The 17714-nt window shown below is 35.9% G+C and carries 15 protein-coding genes; 8 read left to right on the top strand and 7 right to left on the bottom strand.

Annotated features, from left to right (window positions below):
• The first annotated feature begins 7 nt into the window (after nt 1-7).
• The 5 genes from hisIE (at nt 8) to BUC21_RS14955 (ending at nt 5240) form a co-directional block, all read left to right on the top strand.
• Nucleotides 8-604, top strand: a complete 597-nt coding sequence (gene hisIE / locus BUC21_RS14975; protein WP_073403900.1) for a bifunctional phosphoribosyl-AMP cyclohydrolase/phosphoribosyl-ATP diphosphatase HisIE — start codon at nt 8-10, stop codon at nt 602-604.
• Nucleotides 605-610: 6 nt separating this feature from the next.
• Complete coding sequence (locus tag BUC21_RS14970) at nt 611-1387, top strand: cell division ATP-binding protein FtsE (RefSeq protein ID WP_073403898.1); 777 nt, start codon at nt 611-613, stop codon at nt 1385-1387.
• Nucleotides 1388-1413: 26 nt separating this feature from the next.
• Nucleotides 1414-2733, top strand: coding sequence for an aspartate kinase (locus tag BUC21_RS14965; RefSeq protein WP_073403896.1), 1320 nt, complete (start codon nt 1414-1416; stop codon nt 2731-2733).
• Between the two features lie 12 nt (nt 2734-2745).
• Complete coding sequence (gene lysA / locus BUC21_RS14960; RefSeq protein WP_073403894.1) at nt 2746-3906, top strand: diaminopimelate decarboxylase; 1161 nt, start codon at nt 2746-2748, stop codon at nt 3904-3906.
• Nucleotides 3907-4070: 164 nt separating this feature from the next.
• On the top strand, nt 4071-5240 hold the full coding sequence (locus tag BUC21_RS14955) for a glycosyltransferase (RefSeq protein ID WP_073403892.1): 1170 nt from the start codon (nt 4071-4073) through the stop codon (nt 5238-5240).
• Between the two features lie 125 nt (nt 5241-5365).
• On the opposite strand, the gene BUC21_RS14950 is transcribed toward BUC21_RS14955, so the two are convergent.
• The 3 genes from BUC21_RS14950 to BUC21_RS14940 are packed head-to-tail and all read right to left on the bottom strand — an operon-like array spanning nt 5366 to nt 8811.
• Nucleotides 5366-6610: an ABC transporter permease gene (locus tag BUC21_RS14950; RefSeq protein WP_073403890.1), complete on the bottom strand. Its 1245-nt coding sequence runs from the start codon at nt 6608-6610 to the stop codon at nt 5366-5368.
• Nucleotides 6611-6613: 3 nt separating this feature from the next.
• Nucleotides 6614-7603 carry an acyltransferase family protein gene (locus tag BUC21_RS14945; protein ID WP_073403888.1) on the bottom strand — a complete coding sequence of 330 codons (990 nt, stop codon included), beginning with the start codon at nt 7601-7603 and terminating at the stop codon, nt 6614-6616.
• 8 nt (nt 7604-7611) lie between these two features.
• Nucleotides 7612-8811 (bottom strand): pyridoxal phosphate-dependent aminotransferase, encoded by a 1200-nt coding sequence (locus BUC21_RS14940; protein ID WP_073403886.1) that lies wholly within the window; start codon nt 8809-8811, stop codon nt 7612-7614.
• A gap of 184 nt (nt 8812-8995) precedes the next feature.
• Here BUC21_RS14940 and BUC21_RS14935 point away from each other — a divergent pair, with 184 nt between their 5' ends.
• Complete coding sequence (locus BUC21_RS14935) at nt 8996-10231, top strand: fucose isomerase (RefSeq protein ID WP_073403946.1); 1236 nt, start codon at nt 8996-8998, stop codon at nt 10229-10231.
• A 46-nt stretch (nt 10232-10277) separates the two neighbouring features.
• On the opposite strand, the gene BUC21_RS14930 is transcribed toward BUC21_RS14935, so the two are convergent.
• The 4 genes from BUC21_RS14930 to BUC21_RS14915 are packed head-to-tail and all read right to left on the bottom strand — an operon-like array spanning nt 10278 to nt 15057.
• Nucleotides 10278-11117: a histidinol-phosphatase gene (locus BUC21_RS14930; protein ID WP_073403884.1), complete on the bottom strand. Its 840-nt coding sequence runs from the start codon at nt 11115-11117 to the stop codon at nt 10278-10280.
• Between the two features lie 2 nt (nt 11118-11119).
• Nucleotides 11120-12985: an ABC-F family ATP-binding cassette domain-containing protein gene (locus BUC21_RS14925; RefSeq protein WP_073403882.1), complete on the bottom strand. Its 1866-nt coding sequence runs from the start codon at nt 12983-12985 to the stop codon at nt 11120-11122.
• A 15-nt stretch (nt 12986-13000) separates the two neighbouring features.
• Nucleotides 13001-13837 carry a DUF3805 domain-containing protein gene (locus BUC21_RS14920; protein ID WP_073403880.1) on the bottom strand — a complete coding sequence of 279 codons (837 nt, stop codon included), beginning with the start codon at nt 13835-13837 and terminating at the stop codon, nt 13001-13003.
• A 35-nt stretch (nt 13838-13872) separates the two neighbouring features.
• The gene (locus tag BUC21_RS14915; protein ID WP_073403879.1) at nt 13873-15057 is read right to left on the bottom strand and encodes a hypothetical protein; all 1185 of its coding nucleotides are present in this window, start codon (nt 15055-15057) and stop codon (nt 13873-13875) included.
• A 167-nt stretch (nt 15058-15224) separates the two neighbouring features.
• On the opposite strand from BUC21_RS14915, the gene BUC21_RS14910 reads away from it, so the two are divergent.
• A complete protein-coding gene (locus BUC21_RS14910) occupies nt 15225-15911 on the top strand; it encodes a response regulator transcription factor (RefSeq protein WP_073403877.1) in 687 nt (228 codons plus the stop codon).
• 22 nt (nt 15912-15933) lie between these two features.
• Nucleotides 15934-17703, top strand: coding sequence for a sensor histidine kinase (locus BUC21_RS14905; protein ID WP_073403875.1), 1770 nt, complete (start codon nt 15934-15936; stop codon nt 17701-17703).
• Nucleotides 17704-17714: the final 11 nt, after the last annotated feature.

Below are 17714 nucleotides of genomic sequence, written 5' to 3'. Positions count from 1 at the left end.
TTACATCATGGATTTAGATTTTAATAAAATGGATGGATTAATTCCGGCAATTATACAAGATAATTTCACTTCTAAAGTACTGATGCTAGGTTTTATGAATAAGGAAGCTTATGAAAAAACTGTTGCAACAGGAAAAGTAACCTTCTTCAGCCGCACAAAGAACAGACTTTGGACAAAAGGAGAAGAAAGTGGGAATTTTCTTAATGTTGTTTCCATTAAAGAAGATTGTGATAAAGACACCTTATTGATTAAGGTAAAGCCAGTAGGTCCGGTTTGCCATACAGGTGCTGATACTTGCTGGAACGAAGATAATACAGAAGATATTATGTTTCTTAAGTATTTGCAAGACTTTATCTATAAACGCCATGAAGAAATGCCTGAAAAATCATATACTACATCTTTATTCAACTCTGGCGTGAACCGCATGGCTCAGAAAGTAGGTGAAGAAGCTGTAGAAACTGTAATTGAAGCAACAAACGGCACTGACGACCGCTTAATATATGAAGCTTCAGATTTGGTTTATCACCTGATTGTTCTTCTTACTTCAAAAGGTTATCGCATTGAAGATTTAGCTCGTGAGCTTAAGAAAAGACATAAAGAATAAAAAGATATGAGCGAATTACTCATTAACTATCAGAATGTAGAAATTGCCCAGCAAGATGCATGCTTACTTAAAGATGTAAACATGCAGCTGAATGCTGGTGATTTTTTATACATAATAGGCAAGGTGGGCACTGGAAAAACGAGCTTACTAAAAACTATTTATGGAGAACTGGGTATCGCTTCCGGAGAAGCAGAAGTTTTAGGAAATAACCTACGAACAATTAAGCGTAAGCATATTCCTCAACTTAGAAAGAAGTTAGGCATCATTTTTCAGGACTTTCAATTGCTTACAGATCGCACAGTATATAGTAATCTGGAATTCGTATTGCGTGCTACCGGCTGGAAAAACAAGCAGGAAATTAAAGAGCGCATACAAGAAGTTTTAGAGCAGGTAGGAATGACATCCAAAGGTGATAAGTTACCTAATGAGCTTTCTGGAGGAGAACAACAGCGTATTGTTATTGCCAGAGCTATATTGAACTCTCCTTCTGTTATCCTCGCAGATGAGCCAACTGGAAATCTGGATGCAGAAACAGGAAGAAGAATCGTAGAGTTACTTCATAGTATCAGCCACAAAGGGTCGTCTGTGATTATGACTACGCATAATATTCAACTAATCAAAGATTTCCCCGGACTGGTTCTGAAATGTGATAATCATCAATTACAAGATGCCACTCACGATTTTCATAAAAAAGAGAACGTTCAGGATTTTAATGAACCGATATTAGAAACGACTTATTCACAAGCCGAATTTATAAGTGAAGAAGAGACGGATAAAGAATAAATTAACAATTTAATAGTGTAAAGAAGATGAAAGTTTTAAAGTTTGGAGGTACTTCCGTTGGTTCTGCCGAACGGATGAAAGAGGTAGCCAAATTAATAACCGATGGTGAGAAGAAAATAGTAGTGCTTTCAGCAATGTCCGGCACAACAAATACTTTAGTTGAAATCTCGGATTACTTATATAAAAAGAATCCGGATGGCGCAAACGAGATCATCAACAACCTGGAAAGAAAGTATAAACAACACGTTGATGAACTTTATTCTACTGCTGAATATAAACAGAAAGGATTGGAAATTATTAAATCCCATTTTGATTATATCCGTTCTTACACCAAAGATCTGTTTACACTTTTTGAAGAAAAAGTTGTCCTTGCTCAAGGTGAATTAATTTCCACTGCTATGGTTAATAATTTCCTATGCGAATGTGGAGTGAAATCTGTATTGCTTCCAGCATTGGAATATATGCGTACAGACAAGAACGCTGAGCCAGATCCTTTATACATTAAAGAAAAACTTCAGATTCAGTTAGAACTTTATCCTGATGCAGATATTTATATCACACAAGGTTTCATCTGCAGAAATGCATACGGTGAAATTGATAACTTGCAACGTGGAGGTAGTGATTACACCGCTTCATTAATCGGTGCAGCTATTGATGCTACTGAAATTCAAATCTGGACTGATATTGATGGTCTTCACAATAATGACCCTCGTGTAGTTGATAAAACTGCTCCTGTTCGTCAACTGCACTTTGAAGAAGCTGCCGAACTAGCTTATTTCGGTGCAAAGATTCTTCACCCTACTTGTGTGCAACCTGCTAAATATGCTAATATTCCAGTTCGTTTGTTGAATACTATGGAACCATCAGCTCCTGGTACTTTGATTTCTAACGAAACTGAAAAGAATAAAATCAAAGCTGTTGCAGCTAAAGACAATATCACAGCTATCAAAATCAAATCAAGCCGCATGTTGCTTGCACACGGATTCCTTCGCAAGGTATTCGAGATATTTGAAAGCTACCAGACTTCTATTGATATGGTTTGTACATCGGAAGTTGGAGTTTCGGTATCGATAGACAATACAAAACACTTGCCGGAAATTCTTGATGATTTGAAGAAATATGGTACAGTTACAGTAGATAAAGATATGTGTATTGTATGTGTTGTTGGTGACCTGCAATGGGAAAATGTTGGATTTGAAGCTACTGCACTTGACGCAATGCGCAACATACCGGTTAGAATGATTTCATTTGGTGGTAGTAATCACAATATCTCATTCCTTATTCGTGAATCTGATAAGAAAGAAGCATTACAATCATTAAGTAATGTACTTTTCAATAATAAATAATAGCAAATTTGTATGAAAGGGACCTTCCCAATAGATAAATTTCGTGAGATGGAAACTCCTTTCTATTTCTACGATACAAAGGTATTAAGGGACACACTTAATTGTGTAAATAATGAAGCAAAGAAGTATGGCAATTATATTGTTCACTATGCCGTAAAAGCAAATGCAAACCCTAAAGTTCTCTCAATTATTCGTGAGAACTATTTAGGCGCAGATTGCGTTAGCGGTGGTGAGATTCGTGCAGCTATTAAGGCTGGATTTCCTGCTTCTAAAATTGTTTTTGCAGGTGTTGGTAAAGCCGACTGGGAAATTAATCTAGGATTAGATTATGGAATATTCTGCTTTAACGTGGAATCTATACCAGAGCTTGAAGTTATCAACGAACTTGCTGGTGCTAAAGGTAAAATCGCTTCAATAGCTTTGCGTGTTAATCCAAATGTAGGAGCACATACGCATGCTAATATTACTACCGGACTAAAGGAGAATAAGTTTGGTATTAATCTGGAAGATCTTGATAATGTATTAGATGCTGTTAATTCACTTCCTAATGTTAAGTTGTTAGGATTACATTTCCATATTGGTTCACAGATTCTTGATATGGGCGACTTTGTGGGACTTTGTAATCGTGTAAACGAAATACAGGAACGCATGTATCAACGCCGCATTATTGTTGAACATATTAATGTTGGAGGTGGACTGGGTATTGATTACCAACATCCAAACAGACAATCTATTCCTGATTTTGCTGCATATTTTGCAACATTCCATAAACACTTGAAATTACGCCCTTCACAAACATTGCATTTTGAATTAGGACGTTCAATTGTTGGACAATGTGGAAGTTTAATAAGCAAAGTGTTATATGTAAAACAAGGAGCAAATAAGCAATTCGCCATTTTAGATGGTGGTATGACAGATCTTATTCGTCCAGCTTTATATCAGGCTTACCACAAAATTGAAAACATAACATCTGAAGAACCAATGGAGAAATATGATGTTGTAGGTCCAATTTGTGAATCGTCTGATGTATTTGGCAAGGCACTGGATATCAACAAAGTGAAAAGAGGTGATCTTTTTGCTCTTCGTTCGGCCGGCGCTTACGGTGAAATTATGGCTTCTGGTTATAATTGCAGAGCGCTTCCTCAAGGGTATACTTCTGATGAGCTAATTTAACTTCGATAAATAAATGAATAAGGGATGTCCAAAAGGCATCCCTTTTTTTTAGCAAAAAAAATGATTTTAAAAGATATACTTTATGTTTAAAAAGAAAAATTCTATATCTATTAATTCCAATATTTAATGTAATTTTGCAGCAATAAATAAACAGAAAATACGCAATGGACTTATTTACCTTTAATATAGTCGAGATTATATTATTAGCCTCTATAGGAATATTACTAATTATACAAATAATCTACTATTTCAGTCTATACAACCAATTACATGTTCACAACAAAGCCGCAAGTGAAGGAGATTTAATATACGAAACAGACCTTCCTCCTATCTCTGTAATTATCAGCGCACGTAATGAATCTGAGAATCTCAGGAAATATCTGCCTTCCATCCTGGAACAAGATTATCCTAATTTTGAAGTTATCGTTATTAATGATGGTTCAACAGATGAAAGTGAAGATGTACTTACAATCCTTGAGGAACAATATACCAATTTGTATCATACATTTACACCTGATGGTGCCCGTTACATCAGCAGAAAAAAACTGGCACTCACTGTCGGAATTAAAGCTAGTAAGTATGACTGGTTAGTATTTACCGATGCCGATTGCCGTCCTGCTAGCAAGGAGTGGTTAAGATTAATGGCCAGAAATTTCACACCACGCACAGAAATAGTTTTAGGATATAGCGGATACGAGCAAAATAAGGGATGGTTCTATAGAAAGGTTTCATTCACTAACCTGTTTATGTCAATGCGTTTTCTAGGATTCGCACTTATAGATAAACCATATATGGGTATTGGACGAAATATGGCTTACCGAAAAGAGTTATTCTTCAAGAATAAAGGATTCTCTTCACACCTTAACTTACAACGGGGTGATGATGACTTGTTTATAAACGAAGTGGCAACTCCTTATAATACAAAAGTTGAAACTTCTCCGGGTGCTATTATTAGAATGGAACCAGCATATGGATATAAAAGCTGGAAAGAAGAGAAGGTTAGCTATCTGGCAACTTCACACTTTTTCCATGGCGCTCAACGCTACTTATTAGGTTTTGAAACAACTTCTCGCCTACTATTTATCGCAACTATTATCGGAACAATTGCAATTGGCATTATTAACAAACAATGGGTTGTGCTAGGCTTAGCTATCCTGGCATACATACTTCGGTTTGTAATGCAGATTGTTATAATCAATAAAACAGCCACTGATTTAGAAGAAAGAAAATATTATCTTACTTTACCAATATTTGATATAGTACTGCCTCTTGATGTATTAAAGTTCAAATTATTCAGAACAATCCGAGGAAAAGGTGACTATATGAGAAGATAAAAAAGAGCCCTCTATTTTAAACGAAAAGCATTGAGGTTTGCCTCTTAAATTATTGGTGAATGGATTTAAATTATTGGCGAATGGTTGCTCAACCATTCGCCAATAATTTTATAATAGAATCTCTATTATTCAAATTGGATGGATTTTGCCGGATTAATCTTTGATATCAGATAAGAAGGTCCAACTAACATCAAGACTGAAGCAATAAATGTTCCTGCATTTATTAAAAGGAATAGCCAGATATTAAACTCCACTGGCACATGGTCAATATAATATGTTTCCGGATTAAGCTTGAATAGATGGAATTTAGACTGAACAAAACAGAATAGTAATCCTACTATATTTCCCCAAAGCATACCTTTGCCTATTAAAAAGACTGAGAAATAAAGGAAAATTTCACGAATACTGAAATTTTTGGCACCAAGTGCTTTCAGAATCCCAATCATGTTTGTTCTTTCCAGAATAATAATCAGCAAACCCGAAATCATTGTAAATCCGGCTACACCAACCATTAAAATCAGGATAACCCATACATTCATATCAAGCAAACTAAGCCATGCAAAAACAGATGGATTAAGTTGCTCAATGGTCTGCGTATAATAAACGCCACCATATTTATCAACTTCTTTATCTACATGTTGATATACATCATAAGCCACTTTATCCAGCTGATCATAGTCGGTAATCTGAAGCTCCATTCCGGTAGCTTGTTCGGGTTCCCACTGATTTAAATGGTTTACAGTTCTGATATCCGTCAGCAGAAACAGGTTATCATATTCAGAGAAATTGGTTTGATATATCCCCTTAATAGTGAATCTGCGAGCGCGAACCTCGCTTTGAATATAATAAGTATAGATCTTGTCGCCTAACTTTAAGTTCAGCTTATTTGCCAAAGACTTTGAAATAAGAACCTCATTTGTTGAAGTAGAATCTGAAAAAGCAGGAACTTCTCCTTCAACCAGATTTTTGCGAAAGAACGTAGGATCGAACTCCTGCCCCACTCCTTTCAGAACCATTCCCTGAAAAGCATTATCGGTCTTTATCATTCCCGGTTTTGTAGAATACCTCTGCACATGTTTTATACCAGGTATTGAAGAGAGAACTTTTATTATGCTATCGTTCGTAACAACCGGACGCGTTTCGTAAGAAAGAGATGAATCGAAGTTGCTAACCTGAATATGTGAACCAAAACCTACTACTTTACTTTTTATTTCATTTTTAAAGCCTATAACTACTCCTACGGAAATAATCATAACAGCCAGTCCAATAGCAATACCAATCATAGCAATGCGTACGGCCGGCTTTGAGACTTGCTTCTGAACCTCTTTACCTGAATATATTCTTCGAGCTATAAAAAGTGAAAGATTCATTTCTTAGTTTCCTCCCATTAAAAATGTTAATGACTTATTTTTATTAATTACATACTTTGTTAGAATCACAGGAAGTACAAGACCTGCTATTACTGCCAGAGCCAAAGCTATAGAATATGTAAAGGGGGTAAATAAACCCATTTTTTCATATACCATTCTTACTGAATAAACTCCGGCCATATGAAGTAAATAGATATAAGCGCTATATTTACCTAAGGACATTAACCAGTTGTTACTTGATTTTTGAATTTCGTGAGCAATACAGATAACCATATAGCTACCAGATAGACCACAAATAAGATTCAAAAACTGTTTAAGATTCTCAGTCTCAACAAAATCTTTTCTTCCATAAGCCAAAGTCAATATTATAATTGCAAAAATTGAGTGGGCTAATGAAGGACGGAGCTTTTGCTTGTCAGTTAGTAGGAATAGAATCATTCCTGCCCAGAAATAGACAATGAATGAATGGACAAATGATAAATAGAATATTTGTGGAAGTGGAGTAAAATAGAGAATTACAGAAAGGATTCCTAAAATTGCTATACCACCTTTTAATTTCATGCAGAGAGCCGAAATCAAGAACACCACAAACAAAGTATACATGAACCAAAGGAATACTGCCGATCCACCAACATTTGTGTAAAAAATCTCAAGAAGATAATGCCAGTCTACCGTCCGTTTTACCGGCATAAAGAGTCCCAAACCAAAATTCAGTAGAGCTATTGCTGCAGAAATAAAGAAATAAGGAACCATCAGACGTAGAAACTTCTTCTTAATGAACGGAAGTAATGGAATATCGCCTGGTTTTCTGTTCATAGACATTTGGAACAGAAAGCCAGACAATATCATAAATAGAGGCATATGAAATGAAAAAATAAGATTTTTTATTTCGCTGTAATATGCCGGCATATATACTGTAGAAGTAAAATGACCAACAACAACCAATATTATGCCAATAGCTTTAGAAAGCGTTATGTAATCATACTGCTTCATAAAGATCTTTAATCAACTCTCCCCGGATAGGCTTCTAATGCTTTACTTAAAACAAAGAGTGCTCTAGTCAGATCCTTTTTCTTTAACACATAAGCAATACGAACTTCATTATATCCGGCACCGGGAGTAGTATAGAAACCTGAAGCCGGAGCCATAAACACGGTTTCGCCTTCGTATTCAAAATCAGAAAGACACCACGCACAGAATTTATCAGAATCGTCAACCGGCAACTTTGCCACTGTATAGAAAGCTCCCATTGGTATTGGAGAATAAACTCCCGGTATTTTATTCAATCCATCAATCAGGCACTTACGGCGTTCAACATATTCGTCATACGTTTCTCTTGAATATTCTTCCGGAGCATCTAAAGAAGCCTCAGCTGCAATCTGTCCAATCAATGGAGGACTAAGACGTGCCTGGCAGAACTTCATAACTGCGTTACGAACTTCTTTATTCTTTGTAATTAATGCACCAATACGGATACCGCATTCTGAATATCTTTTAGAGACAGAGTCAATCAAAACAACATTGTTCTCGATACCTTCCAAGTGGCATGCTGATATATAAGGCGAACCGGTATAAATGAATTCACGATATACTTCATCAGAGAATAAGAACAAATCATACTTCTTAACCATATCTCTGATTTGATTCATCTCTTTGCGAGTATATAAATAGCCGGTAGGGTTATTAGGATTACAAATCAAAATACCTTTTGTACGCTCGTTAATCAGTTCTTCAAACTTCTCCACCTTTGGAAGGGAGAACCCTTCTTCTATAGTAGTTGCCACAGTACGAATCACAGCTCCGGCCGAAATAGCAAATGCCATATAGTTGGCATAAGCCGGTTCAGGAACAATAATTTCATCACCCGGATTCAAGCATGACATGAAAGCAAAAAGTACAGCTTCCGATCCACCGGTAGTAATGATAATATCATCTGCAGTGAGATTAATATTATATTTCGCATAATAATGGGTAAGCTTTTCCCGATAACTTCTGTAACCATCACTCGGACTATATTCTAAAATCTTACGATCAATATTACGAATGGCTTCAAGTGCCGCCTTAGGAGTAGGAAGGTCGGGCTGACCAATATTCAGGTGATACACATGAGTTCCTCTTTGTTTGGCAGCTTCAGCTAACGGAGCAAGTTTCCTAATTGGTGAAGCAGGCATTTCTGTTCCACGAATGGATATAGTTGGCATACTTTCTAGTATTAAAATATATTTTCAATTGAGCTGCAAAGATAGGACTTCGAGAGTAACCAAGCAAACAAATAGTAAACAAAAATGAGGCTTAGTTTTCTTTAAGACAAGTTTTTGCAATAAAACTGTATTAAATCAAATTAAATATGTAGATTTGTTTAATCTTTAAATTGAATGTTCTATGATTACAGTCCACCTCATAACATTCGCTTCGGCTCTGCAAAACCAGATGTCCATCTATAAGATGCACGAAGTTCTTCTCAGTGAACTTGAGAAATTTTACATTATAAAAATTATTGATTACAAAGACTTGTATACCCTTACCGAAAATGATTTCAAAATTGTTTTCATTGCTACAGGAGGGATAGAAAAGTTCGTTATCCGATGCTTCGAATTCCTGCCTCAGCCTATGATTTTACTTACTGATGGTGTGCAGAATTCCTTTTCTGCCTCATTGGAAATTTCATATTGGCTGCAATGTAAAGGACTAAAATCTGAAATACTTCATGGAGATATAAGAAATACAGTTGAAAGGATTCATATTCATTACAACAATTTCGAAGCTCAAAAAGCTCTTAAAGGTAAAAGAATTGGAGTTATTGGAACTCCTTCTTCATGGCTTATTGCAAGCGGAGTAGATTATTTGCTTTCCAAACAACGCTGGGGAGTAGAGTATATTAACATTCCTATTGAGAATGTTACAAAGAGATATGCACTTATCGGTGAAGATGAGGTTGGGGAACAAGCTGCACAGATTGCTGGAAAAGCTTTAGCCTGCAGAGAAGCCGACCCTGAAGATATGATAAATGCAATGCGCATTTATAAGGCTATAAAAGAGATTTGTGAAAAAGAAAAGCTTAATGCCATTACATTAAACTGCTACAAAATAATAACACTTTTAGGAACTACTGGTTGTTTGGCTATGTCATTGCTTAACGACGAAGGAATACTTGCCGGATGCGAAGGCGACTTGCAATCTATTTTTACTTTTATGGCTATAAAAGCTGTAACTGGCCGCTCTGCATTTATGGCAAACCCTATCAGGATTGATATTAAAAGCAACGAGATTGTAATGGCACATTGCAGTGTTAGCACAAAACTTACGGAAAGATACATCATCCGAAATCATTTTGAAAGTAGCAAAGGAGTATCGATTCAGGGAATTCTGCCAACAGGAGATGTTACAATAGTAAAATGTGGCGGGGAATGCCTGGACGAATATTATGTTACTTCGGGCAGTTTAATTGAGAATACTAATTATCTGAATGTTTGCCGTACACAAATCCGAATCAAACTGGATAGTCCGGTAGACTATTTCCTGCGCAACCCAATAGGAAATCATCATATGGTTGTTATTGGTAATTATGAAAAGAAATTGGATGCGTTTTTTGCTTCCAACAATTGTAAAAGAGCAGAATAGAAACAAGTTGAGTGCTTGTTTCTATTCTATATAACATATTAAATATTTAAATCGAAATAGGCTTTTCCTGCCATTTGCCAGCAATAAGCTCCATCACGCAATTTATTCCGGCAACTTTTAACGCCTGAAAAGCTTCCATCCTACCATGATTTACCAGTTCCGGATAATGAGAATCCGAATTTACCACTACAGGAATACGCATATCTTTGATAAGAGAAAATGTTGTTTCATCGGGATAAAAGACTCCAAGTTTATGATAGGCCTTAGTATTTATCTCCATTATATATCCCTTCTCATAAATAAACGCAAACAAATCTTTTAATGCATTCTTATACCATTCTTCTTCTGTAACACCTGGCTGACAATAAGAGACGTTATATGCGATTTTATCAGCATGTCCCACAATATCAAAACCTCCAAGCTCTACCATAGACATCAATCTACTGAAATAAGCAAGAGAAGTAGACTTTACATCATTATGAAAATGCTTCTCCAGCTTTTCTTTAAAGTTCTCTTTGCTGCAGTCAATGTCTACAACTTCTCCCTGATCGTCTTTCAAAAGATGTACCGAGCCAATACGATAATCCAGAGGAAGGTTACGGAAATAATCTATTGAAGGGTTACTTTTCTCATCTAAATAATCAATTTCCAGTCCGATATATAGCTCTATTTTATCCTGGAATTCATTCTTCAAAGCATAAAACTCATCCAGATAAGGCACTACATCTTCCTTTTCCATAGTCCAATGGGTAGGGAAAGGAAGCGGAGCATGAGATGAAATCCCATACGAAGTAAATCCTTGGCGCACGGCTTCAACTACAAATTCTTTCATAGGAGCACGTCCATCACAGAAAGATGTATGACTATGATAATTTGTCAGATTCATTTTTATTCTTCTATTTCACTTAGTTCAAGCCATCTCATTGTTTTTTCATCAATAAGATCGATAAGTTCCGCAATTCTTTTCGATTTTTCAGTCAACGAAGCTGCTGATAAAGAACCACTGCAAAGATCAGCTTCCAAATCTGCTTTTTCCTGTTCCAGATCTTCTAATTCCTTCTCTATCTGAGCATATTCCATCTTTTCTTTGTAAGACATCTTGCGTTTATCGTTGGTACGAACTCTTGCAGTTTTATCTTCTTTTGGTTTCTCTGCTTCTTTTTCTTTTTGTTTCTTAGCCTCATTCCAATCACGATAATCAGAATAATTGCCAGGAAAATCACGAATATCTCCCTGACCATTGAATACAAGCAAGTGATCAACAACTTTATCCATAAAGTAGCGGTCGTGAGAAACCACAATCACACATCCTTTAAAGTTTACCAAATAATCTTCAAGGACATTAAGCGTAATAATATCAAGATCATTAGTAGGCTCATCGAGTACTAGGAAATTAGGATTTCGCATTAATACCGTACAAAGATAAAGCCTTCTTCTCTCTCCTCCGCTTAATTTATAAACATAGCTATGCTGTGTCTCGGGAGTGAAAAGGAAATGTTGCAGAAACTGAGATGCGGTAAGCTTTTTGCCATCGCCCAGTTCAATGACTTCGGCAATTTCTTGTACCACATCAATCACCTTCATCTGATCGTCGAACTGCAATCCATCCTGCGAATAGTAACCAAAGCGGACTGTCTCTCCAATATCAATAGTTCCTTTATCCGGTTGTGCTTGCCCCATCAGAATTTTGATAAAAGTAGACTTCCCTGTTCCGTTATTACCTACTATACCCATTTTCTCATATCGGGCAAAAATATAAGAGAAGTCCTCCAATATCTTCAGGTCTCCAAAACTTTTATAAAGATGATCGGCCTCAAATATTTTAGAACCAATATAACTAGCTTTTACGTCGAGCTTTACATTGTCGTTATTAAAACGCTGCTTTGCAACTTTCTCTATTTCATAAAACGCATCCTGTCTGTATTTTGCTTTATGTGCACGTGCTTGCGGCATACGGCGCATCCAATCAAGTTCTGTACGATAAAGATTATTCGCACGTTCTATTTCAGAATTCGTTGCATCAATTCGCTCTTGTCTTTTTTCCAGATAGTAACTATAATTCCCTTTATATTGATAAACCTGCTTGTTATCAATCTCAATAATCTCTGAGCAAACTCTATCAAGGAAGTATCGGTCGTGAGTTACCATCAGCAAACTAACATTTGTACGTCTGAGATATTCTTCCAACCATTCAGTCATATCCAAATCCAAGTGGTTGGTAGGCTCATCGAGAATTAACAAGTCTGGTTCGGTAATCAATGTATTTGCAAGTGCCACTCGTTTCAATTGCCCACCAGAAAGATGTTTTACCAGTTGATCGAAGTTACGAATCTTTAATTGTGAAAGAATTTGTTTTGCTTTTCGTTCATAATCCCATGCTTTCTCATGATCCATTCGGATTAATAATTCCTGCAATCCGGGATTACCTTTTGTTTCCATGCAAGCTTCATACTCTTTAATCAGCTGCACAGTTTCATTATTAGAATGGAAACAAGCTTCCAGAACAGTCAGATCCTCGGGATATTGAGGATCTTGTTCAAGATAAGCCACGCGTAAATCTCGTCTGAAGACAATATTTCCGGCATCATATCCTTCTTTTCCTGCAATAATATTTAATAAGGTTGTCTTTCCGCTACCATTTTTAGCAATAAGACCAATCCTCTGTCCTTCTGCAATACCAAATGAAATCTCATTAAATAGAACAAGGTCACCAAACGATTTGGTTAACCCATCAACCTGCATATAACTCGCCATCTTTTTCTTCTAATTTTAATTCAATTCATTTTCCACCTTCAACTTAACATCTTGAAAAATGGCATTCAAATCACACGGTTGACCAGCACGTACTAAGTTCCAGATTATTTCTGAAGGATATATAATCAGTTTGCTTTCATTAAAACGTAATCCTGGAATTTCCTTATTGCCGTTAATTACCGTAACCCATTCCATACCATCAATCTGGTTTTCAATAATTGTGCCAAAAGCAATTCCAAAAGATTCCCATACTTCTCTTTGCTGAGGTTTGAAGCTGCTGCTATCAAGCATTTGCTGAATCTTAGCAATATCTTCTTCAGACGAAGTAAAATCCTTCTTAATTTGTTTTTTAATTGTACTTGAAGCCCAATCGAAAGCCTCATTTACAACATTAATTTCCAATACTCGTATTGGTATAATTTCATTTATTTGTTTGCCTTTTGGATAAGCTTTCAAGGAAGATATTATTTCTTCAGCTTCGATAATATCATTTCCGCGGGGAACGGTAAATGTACATTCGAATGCCACATTACCTATCCCGATTATCCAGACATGAGTTACATAATAGGATCCTTCTTCCTGAAACATTTCTTTGCTATAAGCACAAACCAGCTCACCAAGTTTAACCTGCGAAGAATTTTTATTTTGCTTCAGCTCATAATCTACCGATTCTTTTCCATATCCATTATTTCTATCGTCACGGTATGCTGAAATTCTAAAATTACCAGTCCACTTATTGGGATTGTAAAATAGGAAACTATCTTCTGCATCCTCAAATTCATTCCAGGATGAAGGGTAAATTAAGGAGAACCAAGCTCCGGGAGAAATAAACTTTTTTCCTTTTTCGATCATATATATTTATCTTATTCTTTATCTATTGTTGTTTACTATTTGCCTATAGGCTGAATATAGCGTCTTACCTCTCTCGATATTTCCAGATACATATAAAAACGCTGATGAGTTCTAATCCCATTCAAATTCTTTTCAAACAAGTTATTTGCATATTGCTTAGACTTCTCAAAAGTTATACGAGACATTTCATTTTGAGATTTGCCCACAATTGTAGAATCCAGCTTTTCGTCGGGAAAGAAATCATCCAGATTCACATCACCAATCATCGTCGTTTCAAGAAAATCTTTCTTTTTATGATACTTATCCAAATAATATCCCACGAACATGTGGCCGGGCATTCTTACTAATATTGGATCAAGATTAATTGCTCTCAACAAAGAAGCAAACAACACACTTCCATCAACACAATTAATTTGAGAAGATTCCAATGCATCATCCAACGTTCTGACACGTTGGGAAAAAGCAACATTTGATGAAAGGCTTGATGTTGATACAGAGCTATACTTAAAGTTTCGCTTCTGCAATACGTTCCATAAAACATATACTTGTTTGTCTACCGAGCCAGGTTTATCGGACTGATAACCAACGAAACGATTAACAATACGTGTATTCAAAGCTTCACGAAGAAGTTTATCAATCATTGGATGCTCTTCATTTACATATGCGGCAAAGAATATCCCGGTATCGTGAAACTGTTGTTTGCTATCCAAATAAGCAAGCAGGCATTCGTTAATACTTCTCACCGAAAATGTGCGAACCTTCTGTCCCAGACTAGTTCCATTAACCTCCACTTCAACGGAAACACTAACGGGGGCAGCCTGAATATTATTTTTCAATGCATTATAATTCCATATTACATCTGGAAATATCTGATATACCGTACCCGATTCCTCGAGTACAAATTCAGAAACAGATTTTTCAAAATAAGGTGTTTTGCCGAGCGTAATTCGAACTTTGCTATTAGCCCTCCCCGATTTCATGCGAATAATAAAGCCCGATTTTGGATTACCTAAATAATGATTTCCTGCCGGCTTAATTACGACTGTATCAGTTGTTGCAATAGAGAGAATTGCTGAAGGGAATATATTACCGCCTAGTTCATCATTTAGTTCATAATCGCGTCTAAAAAGTCCATCATTGTATAGGTAGATCCCGCCAATAGTCACAATTATTACTAACGAAACAATTGCAACAGTCTTCCATATATTAATCTTTTTCATCTGATATACATAATAATGAAACAAATATAACTATAAGTTTTGGTACACAAAAGCATCGTAACAACTTTGTAACATCTATTTCACTTATACGTAATATAAAAGCTACATCTTTGCAATTAATTAATAAGAATGTATATATTTGTACAACATCATAAACAAAAGAAATTATGAACACCAATAGAATTTTAGTTGTTGACGACGAAGAAGATCTTTGTGAAATTTTAAAATTTAATTTAGAGAATGAAGGTTATGAAGTAGATACTGCAAATTCCGCAGAAGAAGCACTTAAATTAAATATTAGCGACTATAGCTTATTATTATTGGACGTTATGATGGGAGAAATTTCCGGATTCAGAATGGCCAGCATACTCAAAAAAGAAAAGAAGACAGCCAGTATTCCTATAATCTTCATAACAGCAAAAGATACAGAAAATGATACCATTACAGGTTTCAACCTTGGAGCTGACGACTATATTTCGAAGCCATTTTCTTTGCGTGAAGTAATATCACGAGTAAAAGCTGTGATTCGTCGTACTACAAACAACACCGAAAAGAGCTCTACAGAACAAATTTATTTCGAAACGCTGGTTATTGATATAACAAAAAAGAAAGTCACCATTGATGGAGAAGAAATATCTCTAACAAAAAAAGAATTTGAAATACTACTCCTTTTACTGCAAAACCGAGGAAGAGTTTTCTCCAGAGAAGACATTCTTTCCAAGATATGGAGTGATGAAGTGTGTGTATTAGACCGCACCATTGACGTAAATATCACTCGTTTACGAAAGAAAATAGGTAGCTACGGGAAACATGTTGTTACCCGACTTGGTTATGGATACTGTTTTGAGTGTTAACGAGCTATTATAATTATTCAATATGACAATTGCCCAAAAACCAATATTATCCCTAAACCAGAAATTATTACTCTCTGTCATTCTTTTATTTGCAGCGTTTTCCTTATGTTTTATTGGTTTTCAATATAACAGAGAAAAAGAGTTTAAAGTAGAACTACTTAATACTAAACTACAAGATTACAATGCACGCTTATATGAGGAAATCTGTGACTCGGGAAATATTGAAAAAACACTAAACAAATACACAAAAAGGCATACCATAAAAGGCCTCCGTGTTACCATTATAACTCTTGATGGTAAAGTTATCTATGATAATTTAAAAAAGGACTATAATAAGATTGAGAATCATTCAAACAGACCAGAAGTTAAACAGGCTTTAAGTAAAGGCAATGGATATGATTTGAGAAGAACATCCGAAACAACCGGATATCCATCTTTCTATTCAGCTTCTTTGTATGATAAATACATTGTTCGTAGTGCGCTGCCTTACAATATGGATTTAGTTTCCAGTTTAAAAGCCGACTACAAGTTTGTTTGGTTTACGGCAATAGTCACATTAATTCTGACCATAATTTTCTCCAGATTTACTAAAAAGATAGGAACTTCTATTGCTCAGCTAAGAGAATTTACCAGACGGGCAGATCGCAACGAGGCTTTGGATATGGATATGGCAAATGCTTTTCCAAACAACGAATTAGGTGATATTTCTCAGCATATCATCAAAATTTATAATCGATTGCATGATACTAAAGAAGCTTTATATATAGAAAGAGAAAAGCTTATTACCCACTTACAGATTTCACACGAAGGACTGGGTATTTTTACTGCTGACAAGAAAGAGATTCTCGTTAATAACCTTTTCACCCAATATAGTAATCTTATATCGGATGTAAATCTTCAGAATGCAGAGGAAGTTTTTTCTTTACCCGAGATTCAAAAAATTACTGAATACATAAGTAAGGCACAAAAAAGACCTGCAGGCAACGAAGAACGCCGGATGTCTATCAATTTAGATAAAAACGGACGAATATTTGTTGTAGAGTGTATTATCTTCCAGGATCAGAGCTTCGAGATTTCTATTAATGACATTACACAAGAGGAAGAGCAAGTACGGATGAAAAGGCAATTGACTCAGAACATTGCACACGAACTTAAAACTCCCGTAAGCAGTATTCAGGGATATCTGGAAACTATTGTTAATAATGAATCTCTTCCAAAAGATAAACTGAAAACGTTTCTGGAACGTTGCTATGCTCAAAGTAACAGACTGACCCGACTTTTAAGAGACATATCTGTGCTTACACGAATGGACGAAGCGAGCAACATGATTGATATGGAAAAAGTAGAAATCAGTTCTCTTGTGCAAAGTATCATTAAAGATGTGGCTTTAGAATTAGAAGAAAAGAATATCAAAGTAAACAATGCTTTGAATAAGGAATTGCCAATACGTGGAAATGCTTCGCTGATATATTCTATATTCCGGAACTTAATGGATAATGCCATTGCATATGCAGGAAACGATATTTCCATTAATATAAAATGCTTCAGAGAAGATGAATCATCCTACTATTTCAGTTTCTCTGATACCGGAGTAGGTGTAGCACCTGAGCATTTAAACAGATTGTTTGAACGTTTTTATCGGGTAGATAAAGGTCGCTCACGAAAAATTGGCGGTACAGGTCTGGGACTGGCTATCGTAAAGAACTCCGTAATTATTCACGGAGGAAATATATCGGCCAAAAACAATCAGGGCGGTGGACTGGAATTTATATTCACCCTAGCTAAAAGCTAAAATCAATATTG

Source organism: Bacteroides luti, assembly GCF_900128905.1.
Taxonomy (GTDB): domain Bacteria; phylum Bacteroidota; class Bacteroidia; order Bacteroidales; family Bacteroidaceae; genus Bacteroides; species Bacteroides luti.
This window is presented reverse-complemented; position numbering and strand designations above follow the sequence as displayed.

Bases quoted from the DNA above. Each gene is read 5' to 3' on its own strand.
- hisIE (WP_073403900.1), top strand. From the start codon at position 8: ATGGATTTAGATTTTAATAAAATGGATGGATTAATTCCGGCAATTATA.
- BUC21_RS14970 (WP_073403898.1), top strand. From the start codon at position 611: ATGAGCGAATTACTCATTAACTATCAGAATGTAGAAATTGCCCAGCAA.
- BUC21_RS14965 (WP_073403896.1), top strand. From the start codon at position 1,414: ATGAAAGTTTTAAAGTTTGGAGGTACTTCCGTTGGTTCTGCCGAACGG.
- lysA (WP_073403894.1), top strand. From the start codon at position 2,746: ATGAAAGGGACCTTCCCAATAGATAAATTTCGTGAGATGGAAACTCCT.
- BUC21_RS14955 (WP_073403892.1), top strand. From the start codon at position 4,071: ATGGACTTATTTACCTTTAATATAGTCGAGATTATATTATTAGCCTCT.
- BUC21_RS14950 (WP_073403890.1), bottom strand. From the start codon at position 6,610: ATGAATCTTTCACTTTTTATAGCTCGAAGAATATATTCAGGTAAAGAG.
- BUC21_RS14945 (WP_073403888.1), bottom strand. From the start codon at position 7,603: ATGAAGCAGTATGATTACATAACGCTTTCTAAAGCTATTGGCATAATA.
- BUC21_RS14940 (WP_073403886.1), bottom strand. From the start codon at position 8,811: ATGCCAACTATATCCATTCGTGGAACAGAAATGCCTGCTTCACCAATT.
- BUC21_RS14930 (WP_073403884.1), bottom strand. From the start codon at position 11,117: ATGAATCTGACAAATTATCATAGTCATACATCTTTCTGTGATGGACGT.
- BUC21_RS14925 (WP_073403882.1), bottom strand. From the start codon at position 12,985: ATGGCGAGTTATATGCAGGTTGATGGGTTAACCAAATCGTTTGGTGAC.
- BUC21_RS14920 (WP_073403880.1), bottom strand. From the start codon at position 13,837: ATGATCGAAAAAGGAAAAAAGTTTATTTCTCCCGGAGCTTGGTTCTCC.
- BUC21_RS14915 (WP_073403879.1), bottom strand. From the start codon at position 15,057: ATGAAAAAGATTAATATATGGAAGACTGTTGCAATTGTTTCGTTAGTA.
- BUC21_RS14910 (WP_073403877.1), top strand. From the start codon at position 15,225: ATGAACACCAATAGAATTTTAGTTGTTGACGACGAAGAAGATCTTTGT.
- BUC21_RS14905 (WP_073403875.1), top strand. From the start codon at position 15,934: ATGACAATTGCCCAAAAACCAATATTATCCCTAAACCAGAAATTATTA.